Raw genomic sequence first — 24,772 nt, forward strand, 5'->3', positions numbered from 1 at the left:
GCGAAAGCAGACGGGGTTTTGTCTTTAAGTGAAGGTCATCGAATTTTGCTGGCACGTCCCTGGTGACGGATCAGCTACAGAATTTCTTGACGACCATAGAGCATTGGAACCACCTGATCCCATCCCGAACTCAGAAGTGAAACGATGCATCGCCGATGGTAGTGTGGGGTTTCCCCATGTGAGAGTAGGTCATCGTCAAGATTCAAATCCAAAAGCCCTGTCTGCTGACGCAGACAGGGCTTTTGTCGTTTCAGGCACTTCAATCAGCTACGCGGGTTAATGCACGGCGATGACATCGCTCGGCATCATGTTCCGCCGACTTGCCAATCAGCTAAATAGCTTTGGGACGTTGCTCATTGCGACGTCGGCAAAGTCCTGCAAGAACGCCCTGAATTCGTCAGCACTCATGGGGTTGTCTGTCGTGGGCTCGGCGATGATTGTCCACGTAGCGACGCTGCTGATGTTGGAGACAGGGGTCACCGTCATCGAGGCCCACAGCTTGCCGACGCCCAGGTTGTTGTAGAGGGTGGTCCACGTCATCGCAAGTGCTTCCTCATCCCAAGAGTTAAGTTGTTCGACTACCTCGAAACCTCCTTCCTTGAAACGCTTGTGGCGGATCGAGCCTACGCCATTCCCAATGACGTCAGTGCTCTCCAGCGCCTGAACAAACTGGGCAAACCCGCCAAAATCCCCGACCACTTTCCAGACATCGGAAGCCTTGGCGGGGACTGTGACGGAAGCCGTGACGGGATCGCCGATCGGATTGGTGATCAGCGTGTCCGGCTTAAGGCTCGAAAAGCTATTGAGTGCGTTCATTTCGTTCTCCTTGATGTACATGAGGTGGTGCGTTCAGATGAAATCGATTTGTTTGAGGTAGTCACAGCCCTTGCGCAGCAGCTCGGGAGTTTTCTGCGGATAGCGCTCGCCCATGCGTTGCACACCCTCCAAGGCGTTCTGGTAGGCGATCATTGAGATGTCACCTATGTCCTCGTCGAAGCCGTCGAGGTAGAAACCAAGTACGCCGAACAAGGCATTTTCGCTGTCGACCCGACTGAGCTGCGCTTGCCAGTGCGCAACGCTGACCGTCTCGAACTCACGTCCAGCCTCGCGGAAGGCATCGACGTAGGTGCTCCAACTCAGCGGTTCGGGGTTATGCAGGTTGAACACAGCGCGGCTTGGCTGGTAACGGCTGCTGTGAAACGCGATGAAGCGAGCGAGGAAGTCGACGGGCATGAGATCGAAGGTCATCGAAAAATCAGGGACCTGTCCCAGCTGAATCGAGCCTTTGAGCATCAGCATCAGACGATTTTTATGAGGTTGGCAGACCCCGGTGACGCTGTTGAAGGCGATATTTCCGGGGCGATAGATGTTGACCCACACACCTTGCTCACGTGCCTTTTGCAGCAAGCGCTCCGCGACCCACTTGGACAGGTTGTAGCCGTTCTTGATGTAGATCGGCGGCGTTTCGACGGCAGGGGCTTCCAGTACGCTGCCATCCACACCTACTGCACTGGAGGCCGATAGGGTCGACACGAAGTTGAAGACCTTTTTGCTGCGTCCTTCGCACAAACGTAAGCACTCGAGAATGGGCGCGACGTTGTCTTGGGCCAGGGTCTCGTAGTCCTGCACGTGATTGACGTTGGCGGCGTTGTGCACCAAAGCGCCGAATTCACGATCAAGCCGTTCGTACACCTCATCCCTCAAACCCAATTGAGGTTGCGTCACGTCGGCCGCGTGAACCCGCACTCGGCTGAGGTCCAAGTGTTCCAGGCGGTTCTCACGCAACGATTCAATGAAGCGATCCTGTGCCGTAAGCCCGTTGCCCTCGCGCACCAGGCACGCCACCTCGGTAGCGCCCCAGGCCAGAAGTGCCTCGACCACGTGCACGCCGAGAAAACCGTTGGCGCCAGTGACAATCACCTTGTGTACGTCTCCCAGCTTGCCGGCCGGCAATATGGGCAGATCGAGAGGCGCAGTGGCGTCTTTGATCGCTAGGGGGCTGATCGTCCACGGCGATATACCTTCGGCGTCGAGCAATGTGCCGAGATTGGCAAGCGTCGGCGCTTCGATGAACCGGTTGATCGGAACGCTGCGCCCGAATCGCTCGCGAATGCCGAGCAGCATTTGTGACAGCAGGATCGAGTGGCCCCCGAGGTTGAAGAAGCTCTCTTCGGTGGAAATATCACCCGGAGGCAACTCCAGCAGATCGGCCCAGAGCGGGAGCAGCAGGCGTTCGTTGTCGGTTTCGGGTTGGCGACGGGGCGCCTGTTCGATCAGGTTGATCGGCAAATGCAGTAACGCTTTTCGGTCGACCTTCCCGTTCGAGGCAGAAGGCATCGCCGTCAGTTCAGTGTATGCTGCCGGGCGCATGTAATCGGGCAGTAGCCGCTCGACGTGCGCCCTGAGCAGCGTCCTCGCAGCATCGGGTTCGACACCATGAGGTTGAGCGAGAAAGGCCAGTATTCGCCGTTGGTCGTCGACTACCACAGCAACCTGGCGGTACAGCTGGCTGTCCCGCAAACAGTGTTCGATTTCTTCCGGTTCGACCCGAAAGCCGCGAATTTTCACTTGGTTGTCACGACGCCCCAATAGTTCGACGCCTGCGTCTGTCCACTTGCCGATATCCCCAGTGCGGTAGGCGCGTAATGTTTCTCCGTCGCCCAGGTCGATGTGCACATAACGCTCAGCGGTCAACTCGGGAAGGCCAATGTAACCCAGCCCCACCCCAGGCCCGACGATGTAGAGCTCGCCTGGCGTGTTCTGGGCGGCGGGCTGCATCTGTTCGTCGAGAATCAGCAACTGACTGTTGGCGATGGGGCGCCCGAGGTTGCGATTGCTGCTTGCAGGGAGGAATTGCCCGGCCGTGATCAGCACCGTGGCTTCGGTCGGTCCATACAGGTTGTGGAAGGAGCATTGCGAGGCCAGGCGCTCGATCACATAGGGCTCGCAGACATCGCCGCCCGTGCACAGGTGTCGGAGTGTCGATGGCATGTCCAGGGGCAGGATGCTCAGCAACGCGGGCGGCAGGAAGGCATGGGTGACGTTCTGCTCCAGCAGCTCCGCCAGTTGCTGGGGGTCGCGTCGTTGATCTTCAGTCGCAACCACCAACTGCGCCCCGGTGAGCAGGGTCGGGAAGATGTCGATCACTGACGAGTCAAAGCTTAGGGTCGAGAACTGTAATACCCGGCTGTGCGCGTCGAGTCCGACGTAGTCCGCATACCAAGCCGTGAAGTGGCTGAGATTGCGCTGACTGAGCATCACGCCTTTGGGATGCCCCGTGGTGCCGGAGGTGTAAAGCGCCATGCAGGGAGCATCCGTTGCGGGCTCCCGCCGCATTATCGACCGGGCAGTGGGCTTGGCGTCGATCGCGGTAATGTTCAGCCCGGGCACGCTGGACTGCGCAAGTGGGTGCTGGCCGTCATGCAGCAGCAATGTCGCGTTTGCGTTTTCCAGTATGTACTGCTGGCGTTGCAGCGGCTGGCTGGGGTCAAGCGGCAAGTAGATCGCGCCTTCTCCCAGTATCGCCAGGATCCCCGCAAACAGGGCAGGTGATTTCGCCAGGCAGAGGCCAATGACCGGAGGACCGTTTTGCGCCTGATTCAACAGCGGTGCCATACGCTGTTGAATAGCCACGGCATGAGCGCGCAACGCGTCGTAGCTGATACGCTCGCTGTCGATTTCCAGCGCACTGCGGTCGCCGTGTTGTTGGAAGCTGCGATCCAGCCGTGCAACCAGTGATTGCTGCGCAACGGTCAATAATTGGGGATGAGCGGTGTCATTGAAGCGGTGCTCGAAAGCCAACCGGTCGAGCTTGTGCAAACCGTCCTGCCATTCGCTGTGCGGTGGTTCGACCTTTGCTGTAGGGGAGAAATGCGCCGGGTCACGGGAAAGCCGGGCTACGTGCAGCGCCACACTGTCGATGAGCGTCAGCACCGCGCTGTCGCGTAACTGACGGCCATTACCGGTCTGCTCGGCGGAAAGCGTTTCACGGAGGACCAGACGTTGGGCAGTCGCAGAACCGTACCAGCACAGCAGCTCAACCTGTGGCAAGCCACGCCGCATGCCGGGCATCAACCCAACACGCAGCCCCAAATGGATGGCGGTCTTGAAAGACTGCAGGCGGGTGCTGGTCAGCGCTAGCGTGCCGTCTTCTATGAGCAGCGAGACGCCGTGCAGTGGCGAACTGTCCAGTGCCTGCGCATCCTTCAAGGTGTGGATGCCGTGGCCATGGCTATCGAGCTCGACACTCAATTCGTGCAATGCCCGGCTGTGGCCGATCAGTAGAATCTCCAGGCGTTTCATTGCACGCCTCCTGCCGGCAGGTAGTCGGCAAGTGCCTGCTGAACACACGGTGCATCGAGCATGGCGCTGGACTTGAAGAACCTCACGATATTGGCCACCAGCGGATGGTGTCGGTTGATTGGGAAGCTCATCGCCTGCACTTCATCCCGCAGCGCCTGTTTCACCGACGCCGAAGTCTCCAAGTGTTCAATCAGCGCAAAGTCGAAGGCCTTCTGAATGTCATTGGTTAAATATTGCGCAATGAACACAGGCATGATGCCTGCGATGGTTCGGCGGTCTTCTTCGGGAGCCGCACTCCAATAGATGCGTACCAGCCGTGCCCAGAAGCCCGAATGCCGCCCCTCGTCGAGCAGATGGTCGGCCATCAGCCCCTTGACCGACTGCTTCACGGTGTCGTCCTTGGCGAACGCAGCGACATCGTTGGTCACAGTGTTCTCGGCGATCGCCACACAGATCAGCTCGACGGCGCTGTGCAGGTGATCGGGTGCAAGCGCCAGCGCTGCCGGGATTGCGCGGCTCAGTTCGATTTCCAAAGGTAGGTGAACAGGTTCAATACCCGTCAGGGCGATGGTCTGTTGCATGAAGTCCATCGCCACCAGGGCGTGGTAATCCTCGTCGACCACCACCGTCATCGCGTCATAGCGGCAGGCAAAGGGGAAACGAATCGCAAAATTGTCCTTGGCGATGCTGCGGGCGGTCTTGTCGACGATCTCAGTCTCGAAAATCACTACATCGTTGATGAACTTGTACAGGCTCTGGATGAGAGCGAAATCACGCAGATGAGCGCATTCGCGGGTAAAGGTATCGCTCAGCACCAGTGGCTGACGGCTGAGGGGATAGATGAGTTTCGTGTCGTTCTCGACAATGCGGCGTGGTCGGGTGCGAATCGTCGCACGGCCTTCCCAGGCATCGGCAAAGGACAGGTAATCTTCGGCTTTCATGATGTCGTCCTTGTGGGAAACAGAAAGAAGCGATGAACCGGCAGCGCGGTCAGGCGCTGACTTCACCGAGCACCGGATGGCGCATGCTCACGCGCAGGGCATCCCAGAGCGCGATGCGGCTTTCGACGGCTGCGATGGCTGCCTCGTAGACTTGCTGCTCGCGCTGTGGATCGCCGTTGACCAGGCGTGCCAGCAGCGCTTCGGCGGCGGGCCCGTGGTCCTCTGAATCGACCTCGATGTGTCGCTCCAAGTAGTAGCGAAAGGTCGGGGCCTGGTTGTCCTTGATGCCCCAGTCGTCGAGGATCCGCTGGAACATTCGCGGAATGACGCTCTCTCGCCCATACAGAAAGGCGGCGGCGACGCTGTGAGCAGGCGCATTGAGTGCAATGTTCAAGGTGTCGCGAACGAATCGAGCTTCCGCCTTGCCGGCTTGTGCCCGCTCCAGGGCGGTTTCGTAATGCACCCCTTCTTTTTGCAGTTCGACAAAACGCTCGATGCGTGCAGTGCTCGCGCCGACTTCACGCATAGCATCCAGATACAGCTCGAAATGGCTGTAGTGTCCGTGGCCGAGGCGGTCATCCGACTCTTCCCCCAAGACGATCTCGTTGATCAGGCGCGCGGCCTTGGGGTCGTTGGGTGGCAGCCAAGGCAAGCGGGTGCAGGTCAACTCCTGCTGCAGCCGCTTGGTCAGCGACATGAAATCCCACACGGCAAACACGTGTGCTTCCATGAACCGCCGTAATACATGCAGAGATTCGATTTCAATAAAGATCGGATGAGAGCTTAGTTCGGATTGTCGGGCGAGCAGTTGTTGTTGAATGTTCATAGTACGTCCTTGAAGTGCAAACTTTCTGTTCGGCCACTGATTACTGGCAAATGGTCCAATCGTTATTGCGTAACAAGAGTGTCGCAACAACGTCTTCATAACCAATGCGCGAGCGCAGGCGGCGAACAGTTCGTTCGTTAATGGTCATGTTCAACAAAGTGTCCGCACCCTCGGGCTGGTGCGGGGTTTCGGCAGGCCCAGTAAAGGCCTGTCATGTCGTCAGGCTGGCGACGGGAAAACGGTAATGCACTTCTTAACGATCGGGCAAACACTTTTTTATTATTTTTAAGTTCAGAAAAATGACGCGCATATGAACCCGTTAAAACTTTTCTCAGAAGTTTTATTGGTGCGAGCGCAACCCTTCCAACTCAATTGAGTCGGAATTGATAATAATGAACGAATGCCTCGTTCAGCGTTGCGCGTTTACCGAATAATCGCTCTTGGAAGTTTTTATGGGCGACGTAGATGGACTTCCCTCATTACGCCTCCGCCCGGTGTGTTGCTCCTTTCTCTGCTCCATGAAATGACGTCTGCGGAACCTGTTGCAGGCAAGCTCACACTCCGAGTGTGCCTGAAACACAGTCGTTCGCCCGGCGGCGGGCAGATTTCACAGTAGGGAACGTTAGGGGAAACGCTGCACAAACAAACCTGGTGGTGCGCTTCATAGGGGCGTGACGTACGTTTCCGGAACAGAACGGCCTAAGGGAGGGGGCAGGGTCAGACGTCAAGGACGCCAAGGTGCGTGTTGATGATGTGCAGCAGTCGATTACGTTGCGAGGTGAGGAAATGATGATTGCCGCGCACTTCGATCAGCTCGAATTCGCGACGGGTGAACTCGCGCCAGTTCATCATGCTGGGGGCGGTGTCGATCGGGTCGTCACTGCCGTAGAGGGCAGTCAGTGGAATATCGAGGCCTTCATCGGGGCAGTGGGACCACAGCTCCGAGAGCTTCAGATCGCTGCGCATGACAGGCTCGAACAAGCGCATCAACTTCTTGTCATGAAGCATGGATTCTGGCGCAACGCCGAGCGCGATGAGCGCCCGGATAAAATCATCTTTAGGAAGTGTGTGCAGGTAGGGCAAGGGTTGGCGACTGTCGGGGCTGCGACAGCCGGAGATGAACAAGCGGCGGGTCATTCCAGGATAATGAGCTTGCGCTAATCGGGCCATTTCGTAGGCGACTCGCCCTCCGAAGCTGTGGCCGTAGAACGCATGGGGTTCGGTCAGGTAGGGCTGCAGCGCAAGGAAAGTGTCGTGCAGCAAAGGTGCCCATTGATCGTAGGGCGCTTCCTTGAGACGGCTGCCATGGCCAGGCAAACGCAAAGTGACCAGCTCGATATGATCCGCCAGGCCGTCCGACCAGTCGCGGAATTGCTCGGGATCGGCCCCCGCGTGGGGAAAGCAGATCAAGCGGGTTCTGATAGGTCGTCCGGAATTGACCACCATCAGCCATTTGCTTCTTTCAGCGTACACAACGTTTCCCCAAGCCTGCGCGGGCAGACTGCTGATCACTTGGGGCCGGGTCCTTCGGCGCTGGCATCGCGACATCCGATGCTCGATCACCCCATGCCTCATCCGGCCCGCAAGGGCCGTAGACAGGGGCGCGAATGTTGGCCGTGAACGGTAGCGCTCACGGTCCACAAGCCCTCATTGGATGAGAGCGCGCTTCCTCGATGCCGAGCCGGATTTTGCAGCATCCGCAGATCGGCTGTTCAGATACGTGGTGATAGCGGCCACACCACGGTTCAAGTGCTGGGTCAGTGCACTGACCGTCGAATCGACATCCCCCGCCTCGGCCATTTGCAGCAACTCCAGATGGTCATGCTGTGACAACTTACCCAACCCCATGTGCTTGAGGTTGAACCGCAGGAAGCGTTCCTCCTCGTTCAAGCCATCTTCCACCAGTTTGAGCAGACGCTTGTTGGGTGCACGGCCATACAGAGCCATGTGGAAGAGGCGGTTGAGCGTGCCCATCTTCGAATAATCGGTTTCGACCTCGAGCTGTTCGATGTAGCCGCGGGCAGCCTGGATGTCTTCGGCGGTCAGCAGTGGGATCGATTGCCGCAAGGCTTCGGATTCGAGCAGGATGCGCAGCGCGTAGGCATCGGTGGCGTCTTCGTTGATCAGCGGGGCAACGACGGCGCCTTTGTGCGTCTCTACGCGAAGCAAAGACTGAGCTTCCAATTGGCGCAACGCTTCGCGCACCGGCATGCGGCTGACGCCGAACATCGTGGCCAATTCCTGTTGGCGCAGGGCGAAGCCTGCCGGCAGACGGCCGTCAAGAATGGCGGCGCGCAGCTTCTCTTCGATAACCCCGCGTGCCAGATGCGCAGGCGGTTGCTCGCTGCCGAGAATTTCCCGCAGAAATTGTTCTTTTTCAGCTCTGCGCATCGTGACTTCTTCTTCGCTGATCGGAGATTGGATCCAAGGAAACACTAGAGGCCGTATCCGGCCTTGTCAAACGGTGAAACATTTCTCGTCCGGTGGCGGCGGTGCGCATTCTACAAGGCTTTGCCGCGTTCATGTGCATGGGTGTTCTATCCTTTGGGCGATACGAATCGTCGGAAATCGGACGCCTCAGCAGGCATTTCGATGTTCGGACAGGCGGACGTTTGAAGTCATTGATTCGCAAGCCAATGATCGCCAGGTGCCATTATTTTCCTCCGTTGGCGCCTCGTCAGCGAGTACCTCCCGTCGAACCCTTGGAAGGACTGTCTTGGCGCCCGGCCCTCGTCTGATCAGTTTGCGCGCATGCTCTGCCAGCGTTTGCTGGGTGGTCACTTTAAGGGGGAGCCTCAACGGCCGGGTCGACAGCGTCTGGAAGAATTGGCCACCCAGCTCCGGACTGAGGTGCTCATTGGCGTCGCAACAGTTCAGCGGGCGCTTCAGCGATCGTTTGGCGAGCCAGCGCCTTGGGCGTGACCGGTGGATGAAGACCGTCTTAGTCGAGGGGCGGGCTGAATTCGCTAGGACGTAAGGGTGTTGATCCTCTTGAGTCTGGCCGGTGGCAGGCGCGGCGACATACCGTCGCGCGCCGCTCTCATCTCTTCGGCGAACTCCACTGCTCGTGTGAAACCCACGTTGCGCGGGCCGGCATCAACGCTTTGAGCTTTTAGATGTACCGTCCCGACACAAAATGCTGAACATCGTTGAAGCCTGGCGTCGACGCATGGCCCGGTGTCACGAGTGAGTCGATGAACGCCTCATCCTCGGCCGTGATCTTCACGCTCAAGGCTTTGGTGTAGCTGTCCCATTGCTCCTCGGTGCGCGGACCGACAATGGCCGAGGTCACGGCCTGATTGTTCAGCACCCAGGCAATGGCGAACTCCACCAGGCCCACTCCTTTCTCCCGTGTGTACTGCTGGAGTTTCTGCGCGATGTGCAGCGATTCGGTACGCCACTCGGTTTCCAGAATGCGCTTGTCCTGCCGTCCGGCCCGGGTGCTGGCATCCGGGGTGACGTCGGGCGCGTATTTGCCGCTGAGGACACCGCGAGCCAAAGGGCTGTAGGGCACGACACCCAGCCCGTAGAACCGCGCCGCGGTGATCTGCTCCAGCTCGGCCTGACGATTGACGATGTTGTACAACGGCTGGCTGATGACCGGTTTGTCGACCCCCAGACGCTGCGCCACATTCACCACCTCGGCGATGCGCCAACCCCGGAAGTTGGAGACACCCCAGTAGCGGATCTTGCCTTCGCGGATCAGGTCGCCGATGGCGGAAACGGTCACTTCCAAGGGAGTACTGTGGTCTTCCTTGTGCAGGTAATGGATGTCGATGTAATCAGTGTCGAGCCGACGCAGGCTGGACTCGATTTCGTTGAAAATGTGTTTGCGATTCAGGCCGCTGGTATTGGGTGCCGTATTGCCGGAGCTGCTGCCGACCTTGGTCGCCAGAACCCACTCACTGCGGCGGCTGGCGATGGCCTCGCCGACAATCTCTTCAGAGCGCCCGGCGTTGTAGACGTTGGCCGTGTCGATGAAATTCACGCCTTCGTCCCAGGCCTTGTCGATAATGCGCAGCGACTCTTCGGTGCCGGTCTGCACGCCAAACATCATCGAACCCAGGGTCAGCGTCGAAACCTTGAGGCCGGATTGGCCAAGAATGCGGTAGTTCATTGCTCGATATCCTTCTCGTCGGTAAGGGGAAATCAGGACAGTCTGCGGCAAGCTTGCAAGGGGTCTCGTAAAGGCCTTTCAGACCGACAACTCTTGGCCGGACATACTCGCCTGTTTTTGAAGGCTTTGAAAAGTGACAAATGGCCTGGCCTTCGCATAGGTGATCGCTGGCTGAGCAATGACACGCTTCTCGCTGGCGGACGAGAGCGCTAGCTACAACGTGACGTCAGCGCTGCTGAGCCGGGCATGACGCCCCGCCATGAAACACAACGTCCCACCTATCGCGGTCAGACCCGCCAGCACATAAAACATCGTTGGCGCGCGCGTGTTGATCAACAAATAGCCGCAAATGACCGGGCTCATGGCTCCGCCGAATGCTGCGAGGTTCTGCGCGCCCAGATAGCTGCCGCGCAAGTGCTCTGGAGCGATGGTGTCGACGAACAGATACTCGGCGGGATAAATGATCATTTCGCCCAAGGTGAATACGAACATGGCCGCACACCACGCCAAGGTCGTCCCGGCAACGCTGAAGCCAAGCAGACCAATGGCGAAGAGCGCGGTGCCCACGCAGATCCAGTAGGGCAATTGCTCACGCTTGAGGAAGCGGCCGATCTGGTACTGCATCGCAATCACGGTGATTGCGTTGCAGGCCAGTACCGCAGAGAGGATTTTCAAGGCCTGGTCCGACGTGTGAGTGACCAGCAAAAACTGGGAGAGGTACAGCGTGTACCGCCCGTGCACAATCGTGCTAAGCAAGCTGCCGCCCGTGAACTGGATCAGTATGCGGTCGCCCTTGAGCGTGGTCAGGGTATCGAAAAAACTCCGCGGCGCGTCCTCATGGCGTGCCGCCGTGGGCGGGATGCCGATCATCAGGAATATGCTGCCGAATGCGATAGCGCTGGCGATCAGGAAGGGCGCCAATGGCAACTGCCCGGCGATCACCACGCCCAGCATCGGACCGGTGGCGTAGCCGATGTTGGTCAGGGTGTAGCGCAGCGAAAAGACTTTGGCGCGCTGACCGATGGGCAGGTTTTCGCTGATGATCGCTTTGGACCCGATCAAGAACAGCGCCGATGCGGTTTCAGTGATCACCAGCGTGAGCGTCGTCAGGTAAAGGTTTTGAGCGAATGTCAGCAATGCGAAGCCAATCGAACTGGAAAGCATCGCCAGGATGAGCAGTTTGCGCTTTTCCAGACGGTCGATGACGTAGCCGCCGTATAACCCCAGCAGCGTCGCGAGAAACACGGCGATGCCCATCAACAGCCCGACATCCTGTTGGTCAAGCCCCAGCTTCGTGCTCAGAAATAGCGTCAGGAGGGGGCTGGTCATCGCTCGGCTCATGACGATAGTGAGCGAGCAGACCATCAGCCGACGAATGACGAGAGAATAAGTGGCCATTGTTGTCCTTAATCTTGTGCTCGGCGCTAAACCCTGTAGGAGCGCGCTTGCCCGCGAATGCGATTTGCCTCTGTCATTTGTGGCGTCTGACAAAACGTCTCGCGGGCAAGCGCGCTCCTACAGGTGGCCGCATTGCCACATCATCCATGAGGGTTTGCGCGGCTGATTTACTTGCCCTGATTCATCTCGGCCTTGCTCACGGCGCCTTGCTCAAGTTCCCATTTCTTCAGGATTTTGCCGTAGGTGCCGTCGTCGATCATCGCCTGCAATGCATCAGCGATGGCCTTGGCCAGCTCGGGGCTGGATTTGCTCACGCCCAGCCCAGTGAACTGCTTGGAAATCGCCTGCCCGATCGGCTTGTAGGTGTCTTTTTCTTGCGACATCAGGTACGGAATCGTTTCGCTGCCTTGCATCGCCGCGTCCAGACGCCCCTGACGCAGCTGCGCGCGTGCGTCGGCAGAACCCTCGGTACCGCTTACGACAATGGCGGGTTTGCCTGCCGCTTCACAGTGCTCCTTGCTCCACGCGGTGATTTCAGCCGGCCACGTGGTACGGCGGCTGGTGCCGACTTTCTTGCCGCACACGTCGGTCAATTGATTGAGCTCGGTGTTCTTGGTCAGGGTGTACAACTGAGGACCGCTGGTGAAATAGTCGATGAAGGTCACCGACTTCTGGCGCTCGGCGGTGTCGGTCATGCCCGAGAGAATGATATCGAAGCGTTTGGTGACCAAGCCGCTGACCATTTGTTCGAAGGCCGTTTCCTGCCATTTGATTTTCACGCCCAGGCGTTCGGCCAAGGCACTACCCAAGTCGACATCGAAGCCGGTCAGGGTGTTGGTGCTGGTGTCTTTGAAATCCATCGGCGGATAGTTAGGGACGATCGCTGCGGTGATTTCGCCTTTTTCCTTGATGCTGGCGGGCAAGTCGGCAAACACCAGTGGCGACGTCATCAGGCCAGCGAGCAGCGCGGGGAGGATCAATTTTTTCATGGTCGTTCTCGTTTGTTCTGGTTTAGGTGCGAACGGCAGAAATGAAGCTTTGGGTTCTTGGGTTTTGTGGGCTTATTAGTATGTCTTCGGGGCTACCGGCCTCCACAATCTGGCCTGCGTCCATGAACACCATGCGGTTGGACACTTCCCGGGCGAAGCCCAGTTCATGGGTCACAACGATCATGGTCATGCCGCTGTGCGCGAGGTCTCGCATCACCGACAACACTTCGCCCACCAGCTCCGGATCAAGGGCAGAAGTGGGTTCGTCGAACAGCATCAGCTTGGGCCGCATTGCCAGCGCGCGAGCGATTGCCACGCGCTGCTGCTGGCCACCGGAAAGTTCGACGGGATAGGCATCGCGTTTGTCCGCCAGACCCACGCGGGCCAATAACTCAAGGGCTTCTTCGTTAGCTTCCTTAGGGGAGCGCTTGAGCACCTGAATGGGCCCCTCGATCACGTTCTGCAGGGCCGTCATGTGGGGAAACAGGTTGAAACGCTGAAAGACCATGCCAGTGCTTAGCCGCTGGCGTGCGATCTGCACATCGGTCAGTTCGTGCAATTTGTTGCCGACGACGCGGTAACCCACCAATTCGCCATCGACCCAAAGGCCGCCCTTGTCGATCTTTTCCAACTGGTTCACACACCGCAGCAAAGTGCTCTTGCCCGAACCCGACGGGCCGATGATGCACAGCACTTCGCCTTGTTCGACCTCGATGCTGACATCTTTCAGGGCGTGGAACTGATCGTAATATTTGTTCAGGCCCACGGCTTTGACGATGGTTCTCATGTGGCTTTTGTTCATGCGCAACTCCAAGGCCTGATTTACGAACGCTTGCCGGCACCGCGAGCGAAACGACGCTCCAGTCGGCTTTGGCCGAACGACAGCACCGTGACCACCGCCAGGTACCAGATACCGGCGACGATCAGCAGCTCCATGACCCGGGCGTTGGCGTAGTAGATGTTTTGAGCGTTGTGCAGCAATTCGGAGTACTGGATGACGCTGGCGAGGCTGGTCATCTTCACCATGCCGATGAACTCGTTGCCCACTGGCGGGATGATCACGCGCATGGCCTGGGGCAGGATCACCCGACGCAATGCCTGCAAGCGCGGCATGCCAATGGATTTGGCCGCTTCGTATTGGCCGGTGTCCACCGACAGCAGGCCGGCGCGTACCACTTCGGCCGTGTAAGCGCCCTGGTTGATGCTCAAGCCCAGCAAGGCCGCGACGAAGGGCGTCATCACGCTCACCGTATCGAGTTCGAACAGGCCGGGAACGCCAATGACCGGGAAGATCAACGCCAGGTTGAACCACAGCAGCAGTTGCAGAATCAGTGGCGTGCCGCGGAACAGCCACGTGTAGGTGATCGCCACAGAGCGCAGGATCGGGTTGGCCGACATGCGCATGATGGCAGTGATCACACCGAACACCACCCCCAGCGCCATTGCCAGGATCGACATGACGATGGTGTTTACCAAGCCCCACAGAATCGCTTGCGATGTCAGGAATTGACCGATGTATTCCCACTCGATCTGACCGTTGGCGAAGGCGCGGGCCAAGCCAGCCAACGCGATGACGATGAGGGTGGCGAAGAAAATGCGCCCGTAATAGCGACGCGGGACGTGTTCGTACCGCGTGATGTCGAACTCGTTTTCGGCCTTTTTGCGTTCGGCTTGCAGGTGCTCTGCCGGGTTCTGATTCATGGTGTATCTCCGAAGCGTATACAGGCCGTGGTGTTCGATTTCAGCGTGTGATCGTCAGGCCATTCGGTGAGTGTTCGGGCACGCATTCGAGGCTGGGAGTTCGCTGAGAGTGAGGGCAGTCAAACATTACGCTCCGCTCTAGAACGACGGGCATCTGGTGAACCTGCGCGGCATACAGCTGCGCGAGAATGCCTGTCGAACATCGCTTATCGAGCCTTGAGGTCCTGATCGAAGTGTCAGGTTTTATTGGCTGAAATCAACAATGGCGTCATTGATCAGGGCGTGGTGCAAATGGTTGCCAATCGCCATTTTCTATGTTCATCATTGTTGATCGGGCATGTTTTTGTTGTGGGTCAAAGCCTGTTGAATGTAACGGGCGAGGTAAATAAGCATTATGGAAACTCCACTTTCCACTTCTGGAAACGTGCCCCCCAAGCCGGGAATCCGCCCACCCTTGTCGCTCAGCGGAATGGACTTCAAACTGCTGCGCGTCTTCCAGGCCGTCGTCGAGGCCGGAGGCTTCAGCGCCGCGCAAAACGAGCTGAACGTGGGCCTTGCCGCAATCAGCAAGCAAATTTCCGACCTTGAGATTCGCATCGGCATGCGTCTGTGTACGCGGGGGCGGGAAGGCTTTCACCTGACCGAAGAAGGCAAACTTGTCTATCAGGCTTCGATCGAATTATTTGCGTCGGTGGATACTTTTCGCGACCGCATTAGTTCGGCGCAACATGAGCTGATCGGCGACCTGAGTATTGGTGTAATCGACAGCACTGTGTCCGATCAAAGTTCGCCGTTAATTGCGGCCCTCAGAACAATGCACGATGACGCCCCCAAGGTCAGATTGCGTCTGCTGGCTTCGCAACTCGATGAGATAGAGCGGGGTGTAGCCGAGGGCAGGCTGAACGCGGGGGTCATTCCCGTGTATCAGCGTCGTGAAGAGTTCGACTATTTCGAGCTGTATGACGAACGCTCCCACGCTTACTGTGCGGTCGGCCATCCATTGTTTTCACTGGATGGCAGTGCGTTGAGTGTCGACTGCTTGCGCCAACATCAAGTCATCAACCACCGGTATGCGATTCATCGCGACAAGGCCAGTTTCGTCAATTACGACAGCCAGTCCGCCTCTGCCTCGCAAGTCGAAGCCGTGGCCATCCTGATCCTCACAGGCCGCTTCATCGGTTTTTTGCCTGAGCATTACGCCCGCTCATTGGTGCGCGATGGCCAACTGCGTGCATTGCGTCCTGACATGATCCACCTGAGCACACCGTTCCACCTCATCGTGCGCCAGAACGCGCCGCGCAGCCCGTTGGTCAAGGCGTTCGCACGGGCGCTCGGCGTGGATTTGAAGCGCGGAGCTTGACGATTGATCGGGTCGTTCGGCCGCAGCGTCAACGCCTCGATCATTCAGCTCCCATAACCCGGCAGTCCCCAATCCTGAAGAGGGAATTCAGCCAACGAGCCCAGCATCAGATCCGCATGGGCGTACTGCGAAACCGGCATGTGCGAATCCGGCACGGCGACGGCGTACATGCCAGCCGTCTTGGCGGCCGTCACACCGAACGGGGAATCTTCGAATACCAGGCAATCCTTCGGATCGACCCCCAGCAGGCGGGCGGCAGTCAGGAAGATATCGGGTGCAGGCTTGGCGGCCGTGACGTCCTGATGATCGGCGGTCACTACATGGTGGAACAGGTCGAACCATGAGCGGTGGTTGCCGGTCTTGACGTGGAAATAATGCAGCGAAGAACTGGTGCCAACGGCAATCGGAATGCCGTGGGCGGCGAGATGGCGAACCAGCGCCTCGGCGCCATGCATCGGTTGGGCGTGGGGAAAGCGCTCATCGAGCATCGGTTGGCGGACGGTGAGAAACTCGTCGGCCGACATCGGCAGGTTCAAAGCACTGATCACGTAGTCGGCAAAATCCCGTGAGCCACGGCCGATGGAGTGCTGTTTGATTGCCCAGTCGAACGTCTTTCCGTGCCAGTTGGCGATGGTATTGGTGACTTCGGTGTAAATCCCCTCGGTGTCCAGCAACAACCCGTCCATGTCGAAAATCACCGCTTTGATCGGCCCTCTGGCCTTTTGCGTGTCGCTCATCTGATCCATCCCGTGTTCGGTTTGACGTCCAGCCTAACCCCTGTGCAAAGGCTGTGGCTAGGGACGGCGGCTGCAAAAGGGGCCTTGCGATGCTACCCTCGCCGGGCCCCGGACAGTGCAGAACCCTGTCCAATGCGTGGATCGCGACGCCGACACCCTTCGGGCCAGGGAAGGCGCCACCTCTCTTCAAGAACGGACATCTTCGAGTCGACACATGAAAAAATCAGTCAACATTGCCTTGGGCGTGGTCATCGTTGCAGGCGCCCTTATCACCGCTGGCGCCTGGTACACGGGCATCCGTCTGGAAGGTGTGCTGGGCGATGCGGTTGAACAGGGCAATCAGCAAATCCAGGCGGCATTGGTCGGTCATGAAGGCAGCGCCAGTGTCGAATTGGTTTCGCTGAACCGCCATTTCTTCACCAGTACCGCGCATTACAAGGTCACCTTTCAAGCCCCCAGGTTCAATGAGGGGCAACCAGTCGTGCTGCTTTTTCAAGACAACATCGAGCATGGCCCTTTTCCCTGGAGCCGGGTGAAAAAACTCGATCTGGTGCCAGTGATGGCGGCCAGCAACCTGGTGCTGGAGAAGAATGCTTTCTCGGAAAAGTGGTTTGAAATGACCTCTGGCCAGTCTCCATTGACCGGCCAGTTCAGCATGGGCTACGACCGTGCTGCCCAAGGCCGGGTCGAGCTGTTGCCCTTTCAGTTCGACAGCCAGAATGGCTCGATCAAGTTCTCCGGTTTCACCCTTAACGCGACAGGCACGGCCGATGGCGAAAAGCTGGAAGCCAACGGCGTGCTGAGCAAGCTTGATGTGACCGCGACCTCTGAGGAGGGCCCAGTGCATCTGCTGCTCGACAACGTGACCTTCAACACGGGTGGCACGAAGGGCCAATCCGGCTTCTATCTGGGCCACAGCGATGCCAAGGCATCTTCGATGACGTTTCAGGCGGCCAACCAGCCTGCCGTGGAGCTGAAGGATTTCGTCAACACCAGCCTGCTGCAGGAAGTCGAAGGCAAGCTGGCGGCACAGGTGACCTACGACATTGCCAACATCCGCTTCAACGGCAAGGACATCGGCTCCTCGCAAATGCTGTGGAAGTTCACCAATTTTGACGTGGCCTCGACCAAGAATCTGCTGCAGTTCTACCAGGATAAAATTCAACCTCAAGCTCAGGCCGCCTCGGCCACCGGCCAGCGCTATACACCGCACCTGAGCCCTGCCGATCAAGCGCTGGTGCAGGCCGAAATGAACAAACTGCTGGCCGCCAAACCGCACATCGAACTGGAAAAGCTGTCGCTTAAAACCGCCAGCGGCGAGAGCCGCTTCACCTTGTCGATGGATCTGAGCAATCCGACCTCCCTCGATCAGCCGGGCTCCGTGCTGCTCAAGCAACTGTTGACCAATCTCGAGGCGAAGCTGGTGTTGTCCAAGGGCTCCATCAGGGACCTCGCAACGCTACAGGCTCAGTCGGCCGGCATTACTGATCCAGCGGCCGTCGCGCAGAATGCCCAAGGCGCGGCAGACTCCGTCGGCGGTATGGCGATCATGTTGCAGTTGGGCAAGGTCGAGGGCGACAACATCGTCTCCAACCTGCATTACGCCGACGATGTGGTGGACTTCAACGGTGAAAAGATGAGCGCTCAGCAATTCGCCGCTGCGATGATGGGCAAGTTCGTGATGCTCAACCGCGGGTACTGAACTCATACCGGCGGCTGGCGTGCGATTTCAGTGGGGGCCTCGTGGCCCTCGCGTTCCGGTTGTACCGTGCGTGATGACATTTCTGCCCGCAATTGCGGCAGGCATTGCGGGTACTGCTTGGCGACGAAGCTGATCAGCCGCTCGCGCATGTGGCACCTGGCGTCCCAACTGCGGGACGAGTCCGCTGAACTCAACAGCACGCGTAGTTGCATGGCCTTGTCGGTCGTGTCCGTCACTTGCAACACGCACACGCGGCCGTCCCACAAGTGCGGGATGTCCTTACAGATACGTTCCGCTTCCTCTCGGAGTTCTTCGAGCGGAAGGGCGTAATCAACCCAGAGGAACACCGAACCGATGAGGCTTGAAGTGCTCCGCGTCCAATTCTGAAATGGCTTCTCGATGAAGTACTGCAGCGGAATCACCATTCGCCGCTCGTCCCATATCTTCACCACGACATAGGTGCCGCTGATTTCTTCAATGCGTCCCCATTCACCCTCGACAATCACCACGTCGTCTAGCCGAATGGGTTGAGAAATCGCGATCTGCAACCCAGCGATCAAGTTCCCCAGCACCGGTTTGGCAGCAAAGCCCGCGGCCAGCCCCGCTAACCCCGCCGACGCCAACAGGCTCGTACCAATCTGCCGCACAGGGGGAAAGCTCATCAGGATCAGCCCCGTGCCGAACAGCAACACCAGCACGTTGAGGCACCGTACCAACACCCGCACCTGCGTCTGAATACGCCGGGCTTGCAGGTTGTCCTCGATGTCCAGAGGATTGCGAATCGCCACGGCTTCACCAATCGCTTTCACGCAACTGAGTGCAAGCCACGTGAACCCCGCCACCACCAACATCCCATTCAAGTGACGCACGCCCTTGATCAACATCAAGTCGTCGGGCGCCGCAGTCCACACTGTTTGCAGCGCCAAAAGAGGGATCAGCCAGCGTGTTGGCGCTTCGCCGCGGTAGATCAGTTGCTGGGCGAAAACGAAGGGCCGAGACAAACGTCGAAGCCCCACCAATGCAATCCACCGCGCCAACAGCGCAATGCACACGGCCGCTGTCGCGACGACCAACGTGTTCAGCCAAGGCAACGGCAGCGCGTTCAGCCACGTGTCCGGAAGTACGTGTTCCATAACATTCACTCGCGAGGAAGACGGTTCAAAGACAAGAGGTGTGAACCCTTGAAGCGGGCAAACGTTCCCGCGGTGAGAGGTGGATTGAGTCGATCCAAGGGCGTTGGAGGGGGCTTAGCGGAGTGGTGAGGATGTTCAGGGTGAGGCTTCACCGACTGTATCTCGCGACAGGCCATAAGGCTGGAAGTCGCAGATGATCCGGCGGTCGGGCAGGGACTCGCTTAAAAACGCGCTTTTGTATTCACATCTGAGGCCGATCGAAGTGCCTATTTCCTAGGACTGCAAACCTTTCGGAAATCACCTACGGCTTGAGATGTAAGGGCCTGCTTCATCGATTCCTCAGGTTTGGCATAAACGCAGCCCGAAGAGAGCGGTTCAGCTCAGTCTCGATACGTTTGGACGCTCTCGTCCCATCAGTCCCTGCACGGAACGCTGCTCGCGATGATGCCCTACCGAATTCATGAAGCCGATTTAGAAGTCCCTGAAAACTGGCTCGATCAAACCATCAATATTTTCAGACTGCCTGCTGTAGCAAGCGCGAAAGAAGCCAGCTTCGTCATCAGTCGTGATTCGATCGACAACGCCGGCGCATTTGCTGACTACGTTGCCGGCCAGTTGGCCAGCGCCGAACAGCAGCTACCGGGATTCAGCCTCCTGCAGAAGTGGGACTTCGAACTCAACGGGTGTCCCGCCGCGCTAGTGGACTACACCTGGGAAAGAGAGGGCCACTCACTGATGCTGCGCCAAGTGTTCGTTGAGCACGGAGCAGCAGTACTGATCACCACGCTGACAACGACCGTCGATGATCTTCCGCACCATGAGATGGCCTGGAGGAAGGTCATGCACAGCTTCACCCTGCGGCCCGCATCCCCCGATAACGCCTAACTGGTGGCGAATGATCAAGCGGTCAACGCCAGTGAAAACTCGTGGCCGGCTGCGCGCGTCGGCGATGAAATAGCACATGGCTTCGGCCTGGCGGCCATGGTCGCTGGCGCCGTTGTCGGAGCGCTGATCGGCGCTGCGGTGCTTGCAGCCACCGCTGCAACAGGCGGCTTGGCCATCGCCATCATGGGCGGCGTAGTTGCCGGTGGAGGGTTGTCCACCCTCCAGGTCGTCAAAGGGCTTGGCGCATTGTTCAACTGGCCCGAGCCCACAACGGGAAAGCTGATACGAGGAAGCGCTGACGTCTTTATCAATGGCCGTCCTGCCGTACGCGCAGGGGATGACGCAGCGGCTTCCTGCACGGGACTGGCCCTCAATCATCCCCTGTGGCCGTTTCAGGTCACCGTCGCCGAGGGCAGCGCGACGGTCTTCATCAACGGCAAGCCCGCTGCCCGGGTGGGAAGCAAAATGGTGTGCGGCGCGCACATCAAAGCGGGTAGCGAAAACGTGTTCATCGGCGGGGCAACGATGTCGGTTGCGTTCGTCCTTGATATTGAAGGCTGGATGAAGTCCGGCTTGGAGATACTGGGACTTGCGTCCTTAGGAATGGCTGCTGTGCTCGCCGCGATGGTGGGTGCGACAACACTTGCAGGAATGGTTGTTGCGAGTGCTGGAGCCATGGGCGGGATGGTCCTGCTCGGAGACTTAGGTGACCGGCTTGGGCCTGGTTACCGCGACCTGCTGCAGGGTGTGGCGGGGATGATGTTGTTAGGGGCGGGGCCGAAGGCTGCGAACGTGGCTAAACCGCATGTTAAGCAGGCGGTGCTCTACAAGCGCTACGTAATCCGCGACCTACGAGAAGAGCCGGTGGTTTTCGCTGAGGGGTGGATTCGCGAGTTTACGTTTCGGGACGTGAATCAATTGGCCAGACCTTCCGCCCTGGCGGACCGTAATCACCTTACTCTGATAGCTAAGCTAGTGGAATTTAAAATACTAAAGTACTCCAAGCCACATCCTAATGGAAATATGGCCACCGCGCATGCAGAGGTAGGAGTAATCCAACAGGCTTATGAAAAAGGGCTAACCAGAGGTGCGGATATGACGATGAACGTCACAGGCCGAAACGTGTGCAGTTTTTGCAAAACTGATTTAGTCGCTATGGCGAAGTCGGCCGAGCTCAAATCACTTACCATTTACGAGCTTCATGATGGATACATACTCCGTTGGGAGCAGGGAATGGGAAAATTTCTGAGGAGCAAAATCGAATGAAGTTTCTAATATCGTGGACACTTTCAAGCGGCGGAAACACCACTGGGGGGCATAATGATGTCGAAGGATGGGACGAGGTGCTGTGCCGCCTGGAATCAATGAAGCTACATGCAGGCTCGATGTGTCTAGAGTGGATGGACGCTCCGGAAACTGGTCCGTACAGTATGGACTTGATCGCTGATGATGGTCGCTATTTGATAACTTTGCTGGAGGCTACGAGGGATGATTCTGAGGTGAGGTCTTTTACCAATCCCGCAGCGGTTGCAGAGATGGTATGTATGTTGGGTGATCTTTGGGATGCTCGGTATCTGACCAGTGATTTCGGATTGGTTCGCAACCTATTCAACGAGTTTTTTGAAACCGGTGACGTATCTCGCGAGGTGTTGAACTAAAAATCCGCTCGTATATACGAGGTTGCGCTCGGGATAATAAAACGCTGGTTTGGATAATCCCTCAAACGTCTATTCGAAAGCGAAACGCTGGCAGCCTCAGTTCAATCTCCAAATGGCAATATGGCCGATGCACATGCTGAATCAGGCGTGGTTCAGCAGGTATACAAGGCGGGATTGACCAGAAGAGCAGATATGGTGATGACTGTAACAGGAGAATATGTATGTGATTACTGTAAGCCGGATCTGGTATCGATGGCTATAGAAGCTTAGCTTAGTTCACTCTATATACATGAAGCCGCATCAGGCAGGATCCTTTTCGATATCTGGAATGAAAAACTCTAGGTGGGGAATAACAAATAAATTTCTTTATATCTTGGGTCATCCCCAATAATGGAAAAATCGACGGAGGTTCCAGCTACTCTACCGCGTGGGAGGATGTCTGGCGTCATCTAAGTCGGTTGGAATTTTGCTCAGGCTCAATCTGTTTAGATCTCGTGGATGCCCCTGACATCGCACCCTACAGCTTGAGTGTCGCGGCTGACAGAGGAAACTACCTTGTCACCCTATTGGAGACTACAGAACACGACTCCGAGGTCAGAGGGTACTCCAACCCAACGGCAAGCGCGGAGGAGGTGGATATCCTAGGTGACTATTGGGATGCTCGGCATCTGACTTGCGATTTTGAATTCGTCTGCAGAATGGTTGAAGAGTTTTTTAGAACCGGCGACGTTTCAAAATATTGGCTCAATTAACGACCCCGCCCTAAAAGAATACTGTAGAAACCCTTCAGAAAACCCTAAAATCCGCGCGCCGACAACGGCACCAATAACCATAGCCGCCAGGCCAGAGTTCAGGGACTAAAAAATCGGCTTCATGGTGCGGCAGGGCATGATCGCGATCAGCGGTTCCAGTTCCGGGAAGGTGTAATCATCGTTCTAGAGCTCATTCGAACGCCATCGAGAGGCCGCTTGCGTAGCGGCTAACGGTATTGTCTAGCTCAAGATGTTTGTTCACCCCATAAGTTGTCGCAGACGTCGTGGCCGGTGGATTCCAAAAACTCTGGTGTTTTGAAAATTTCACCCTTCATTGCTGTTGCGCGAAAAAAACGCTTTCAAATCCTCATCAATTTTCGGTCTATTCCCTTCGCCGTTGCCGTCCACTTTGCTCGCACCACCAGAATTCAAATCCAGTCGTGCTGTGTCGATATCGGCTTTCTCGCTGGCGTGAGCTTTGAACGAAACGCATGAAATGGTGATCCTGCCATCGGCGTTCATTTCGAGGATGCTTTCGCCGCAGACAAGACGAATCTGTGAGCCTGCTTCAATCAGATATCGGGTGCTGATGCTGTCGGATTTTGTTCCACCCACCTGCAGTCGATCGTTGCGCTTTACGGCCCTCGTTCGATCCTGGCCAATCCTCACCTGCTCATCATTTCCCACACTTTTGGTGCGATCGTGCCCCACCGAATGGCTCTCGTCGACCTCGACCACGATGTCCTGATTGCGCTCGGCGTGGATGTACAGTTGCTCTTCGCCCTTCTTGTCCTCCATGCGGATTTCGTTGAAGTTCGCGGGGGTGCCGCCTTTGCTGGAGCGGCTTTTGGTGCCGCTTTGCGTCGCATTGGCAGGGAGGTCATAGGGCACGGGCTGTTCTGCGTTGTAAACGCGCCCGGTGATGATGGGGCGATCCGGATCGCCTTCGAGGAAGCTGACGACGACTTCCTGGCCGATGCGTGGAATGTGCACCGAACCCCAGTTTTTTCCGGCCCAGGCTTGCGAAACGCGAATCCAGCAGGAGCTGTTTTCGTTGGACTGGTCGTGGCGGTCCCAGTAAAAGTGCACCTTCACGCGACCGAAGGCGTCGGTGAAGATTTCTTCCTGCTCGGGGCCCACAACGATGGCAGTTTGTGGACCTTTGACGATTGGCCTCGGGGTGATCGGCAGCGGGCGGAAACTCTGGTGAGCGGCGATGCAGGTCAGCTCGCTTTCAAACTGCAGTTCGCTATTGCCCTGGCCGGTTTCCAGACTTTCCTGAGTGACCGTGTAGCGCGCTGTAACGATCAAGTATTCACGGTTCTGATCCTCACGGCTAAAACCATTGAGTCTGAACACGTGCCCTGCGCCGAGCCCGCGTGCGTTGCCTTTCAGTTTGATACGCTCGTGCAGGCTCTGAATCGCCTCGATTCGGGTGCGCGCGTAGTGTTCGCCGTCCTCGCTTTGCACGTACGTCCCCGGGTAGTCGAACAGCGGATAGTCGCCAGCCGTATGCGGACGAGGCATGGCTGAACGCACGTCGATACGCGCGCTTGGGCGTTGAAAGTCGTAGTCGTTCAGCTCAAGGGAACCGGGCTGCACTTCCTGCGCCAGGTGCCAGCCGCTGATGTGGTCGCGCTCCCGGTGTTGGCCGTCCGGATGATAAAAAGGCACCGATTCATAGCCGGGTGGGGCCTGATGGGCGCCGTAGGCGTCGGCCAGGACCAAGACATGGCGATCCTCTTCCTGCCGGAAAAAGTAATAGATGCCTTCCTGCTCCATCAGTCGGCTGACGAAATCGAAGCTCGTTTCCCTGTACTGAACACAGTATTCCCACTCACGGTAAGGGCGACTGAGGGCATCTTCGAAATCCGAGAAGCCCAAATCGCGAAACACCTGCTTGATGATTTGTGGGATGGTCAGGTGCTGAAAGATCCTGCAGTCCGACGTGCGAGTCAGCATCCACAGCCATGGGCGCAAAGTGACCTGATAGCTGGCGAACTGGCCGACATCGACACCCTGACTGCACCGCGCCACTACCCCGTGAAAGTAGCGGTTGCCTCCGCCCCTCGACTGCATGGACACGCTCATGGGTTTGCCGAGTAATTGGTTGAGGTCGATGGCGTTGTTTTGGGATATCAGTTCAAGGTCATAAGCGAACAGCCGGCCCAATTCTTCCTTGCCGTCCAAGCGCTTGAGGATCAGAACGTCCGGACCCAGAGGGCTGCTGACCGGCGCCAGGCGGGTGAATTGCGTAAATTGCATGGTTTA

At 57.6% G+C, this 24,772-nt stretch carries 19 protein-coding genes and 1 rRNA gene; 6 read left to right on the plus strand and 14 right to left on the minus strand.

From position 1 onward, the window contains the following. Positions 1–85 precede the first annotated feature (85 nt). Positions 86–201, plus strand: a 5S ribosomal RNA gene (rrf, locus tag N5D61_RS24005). Between the two features lie 126 nt (positions 202–327). On the opposite strand, the gene N5D61_RS24010 is transcribed toward rrf, so the two are convergent. From N5D61_RS24010 to N5D61_RS24060, 11 genes are all read right to left on the minus strand, one after another. Next, a complete protein-coding gene (locus tag N5D61_RS24010; RefSeq protein WP_279894431.1) occupies positions 328–816 on the minus strand; it encodes an SRPBCC family protein in 489 nt (162 codons plus the stop codon). A gap of 33 nt (positions 817–849) precedes the next feature. Next, positions 850–4,302, minus strand: coding sequence for a thioester reductase domain-containing protein (locus N5D61_RS24015; RefSeq protein ID WP_279894432.1), 3,453 nt, complete (start codon positions 4,300–4,302; stop codon positions 850–852). Further along, on the minus strand, positions 4,299–5,243 hold the full coding sequence (locus N5D61_RS24020; RefSeq protein WP_279894433.1) for a diiron oxygenase: 945 nt from the start codon (positions 5,241–5,243) through the stop codon (positions 4,299–4,301). Before N5D61_RS24020 ends, N5D61_RS24015 begins: the two co-directional genes overlap by 4 nt. 49 nt (positions 5,244–5,292) lie before the next feature. Continuing rightward, positions 5,293–6,069, minus strand: a complete 777-nt coding sequence (locus N5D61_RS24025; RefSeq protein WP_279894434.1) for a DUF3050 domain-containing protein — start codon at positions 6,067–6,069, stop codon at positions 5,293–5,295. Between the two features lie 717 nt (positions 6,070–6,786). Further along, the gene (locus tag N5D61_RS24030; protein WP_108237792.1) at positions 6,787–7,542 is read right to left on the minus strand and encodes an alpha/beta fold hydrolase; all 756 of its coding nucleotides are present in this window, start codon (positions 7,540–7,542) and stop codon (positions 6,787–6,789) included. A 174-nt stretch (positions 7,543–7,716) separates the two neighbouring features. Then, positions 7,717–8,460 (minus strand): GntR family transcriptional regulator, encoded by a 744-nt coding sequence (locus N5D61_RS24035; protein WP_108237793.1) that lies wholly within the window; start codon positions 8,458–8,460, stop codon positions 7,717–7,719. Positions 8,461–9,181: 721 nt separating this feature from the next. After that, positions 9,182–10,186, minus strand: coding sequence for an aldo/keto reductase (locus N5D61_RS24040; RefSeq protein WP_279894435.1), 1,005 nt, complete (start codon positions 10,184–10,186; stop codon positions 9,182–9,184). A 213-nt stretch (positions 10,187–10,399) separates the two neighbouring features. Continuing rightward, complete coding sequence (locus N5D61_RS24045; RefSeq protein WP_279894436.1) at positions 10,400–11,584, minus strand: MFS transporter; 1,185 nt, start codon at positions 11,582–11,584, stop codon at positions 10,400–10,402. 167 nt (positions 11,585–11,751) lie between these two features. Next, a complete protein-coding gene (locus N5D61_RS24050) occupies positions 11,752–12,573 on the minus strand; it encodes an ABC transporter substrate-binding protein (protein WP_108237570.1) in 822 nt (273 codons plus the stop codon). 22 nt (positions 12,574–12,595) lie between these two features. Continuing rightward, a complete protein-coding gene (locus tag N5D61_RS24055) occupies positions 12,596–13,360 on the minus strand; it encodes an amino acid ABC transporter ATP-binding protein (protein ID WP_108237794.1) in 765 nt (254 codons plus the stop codon). A 35-nt stretch (positions 13,361–13,395) separates the two neighbouring features. Beyond that, the gene (locus N5D61_RS24060) at positions 13,396–14,274 is read right to left on the minus strand and encodes an amino acid ABC transporter permease (protein ID WP_279894437.1); all 879 of its coding nucleotides are present in this window, start codon (positions 14,272–14,274) and stop codon (positions 13,396–13,398) included. 394 nt (positions 14,275–14,668) lie between these two features. Here N5D61_RS24060 and N5D61_RS24065 point away from each other — a divergent pair, with 394 nt between their 5' ends. Beyond that, positions 14,669–15,634, plus strand: a complete 966-nt coding sequence (locus tag N5D61_RS24065; RefSeq protein ID WP_279894438.1) for a LysR family transcriptional regulator — start codon at positions 14,669–14,671, stop codon at positions 15,632–15,634. A 44-nt stretch (positions 15,635–15,678) separates the two neighbouring features. On the opposite strand, the gene N5D61_RS24070 is transcribed toward N5D61_RS24065, so the two are convergent. Continuing rightward, positions 15,679–16,371 (minus strand): HAD-IA family hydrolase, encoded by a 693-nt coding sequence (locus N5D61_RS24070; protein ID WP_279894439.1) that lies wholly within the window; start codon positions 16,369–16,371, stop codon positions 15,679–15,681. A gap of 214 nt (positions 16,372–16,585) precedes the next feature. On the opposite strand from N5D61_RS24070, the gene N5D61_RS24075 reads away from it, so the two are divergent. Continuing rightward, complete coding sequence (locus tag N5D61_RS24075; protein WP_279894440.1) at positions 16,586–18,073, plus strand: YdgA family protein; 1,488 nt, start codon at positions 16,586–16,588, stop codon at positions 18,071–18,073. A 2-nt stretch (positions 18,074–18,075) separates the two neighbouring features. Here the strand turns inward: N5D61_RS24075 and N5D61_RS24080 are convergent, their stop codons facing one another. After that, the gene (locus N5D61_RS24080) at positions 18,076–19,206 is read right to left on the minus strand and encodes a mechanosensitive ion channel family protein (protein ID WP_279894441.1); all 1,131 of its coding nucleotides are present in this window, start codon (positions 19,204–19,206) and stop codon (positions 18,076–18,078) included. Between the two features lie 441 nt (positions 19,207–19,647). On the opposite strand from N5D61_RS24080, the gene N5D61_RS24085 reads away from it, so the two are divergent. The 3 genes from N5D61_RS24085 (at position 19,648) to N5D61_RS24095 (ending at position 21,749) form a co-directional block, all read left to right on the plus strand. Beyond that, entirely contained in the window at positions 19,648–20,091 is a 444-nt protein-coding gene (locus tag N5D61_RS24085; protein WP_279894442.1) for a DcrB-related protein, read from the plus strand. 96 nt (positions 20,092–20,187) lie between these two features. Continuing rightward, positions 20,188–21,357: a PAAR domain-containing protein gene (locus N5D61_RS24090; protein ID WP_279894477.1), complete on the plus strand. Its 1,170-nt coding sequence runs from the start codon at positions 20,188–20,190 to the stop codon at positions 21,355–21,357. Further along, a complete protein-coding gene (locus N5D61_RS24095) occupies positions 21,354–21,749 on the plus strand; it encodes a hypothetical protein (protein ID WP_279894443.1) in 396 nt (131 codons plus the stop codon). Before N5D61_RS24090 ends, N5D61_RS24095 begins: the two co-directional genes overlap by 4 nt. A 1,076-nt stretch (positions 21,750–22,825) precedes the next feature. Here the strand turns inward: N5D61_RS24095 and N5D61_RS24100 are convergent. After that, complete coding sequence (locus N5D61_RS24100; RefSeq protein ID WP_279894444.1) at positions 22,826–24,766, minus strand: type VI secretion system tip protein VgrG; 1,941 nt, start codon at positions 24,764–24,766, stop codon at positions 22,826–22,828. Positions 24,767–24,772: the final 6 nt, after the last annotated feature.

Origin of the sequence: Pseudomonas sp. GD03842 (assembly GCF_029841165.1) — a bacterium.
Classification (GTDB): domain Bacteria; phylum Pseudomonadota; class Gammaproteobacteria; order Pseudomonadales; family Pseudomonadaceae; genus Aquipseudomonas.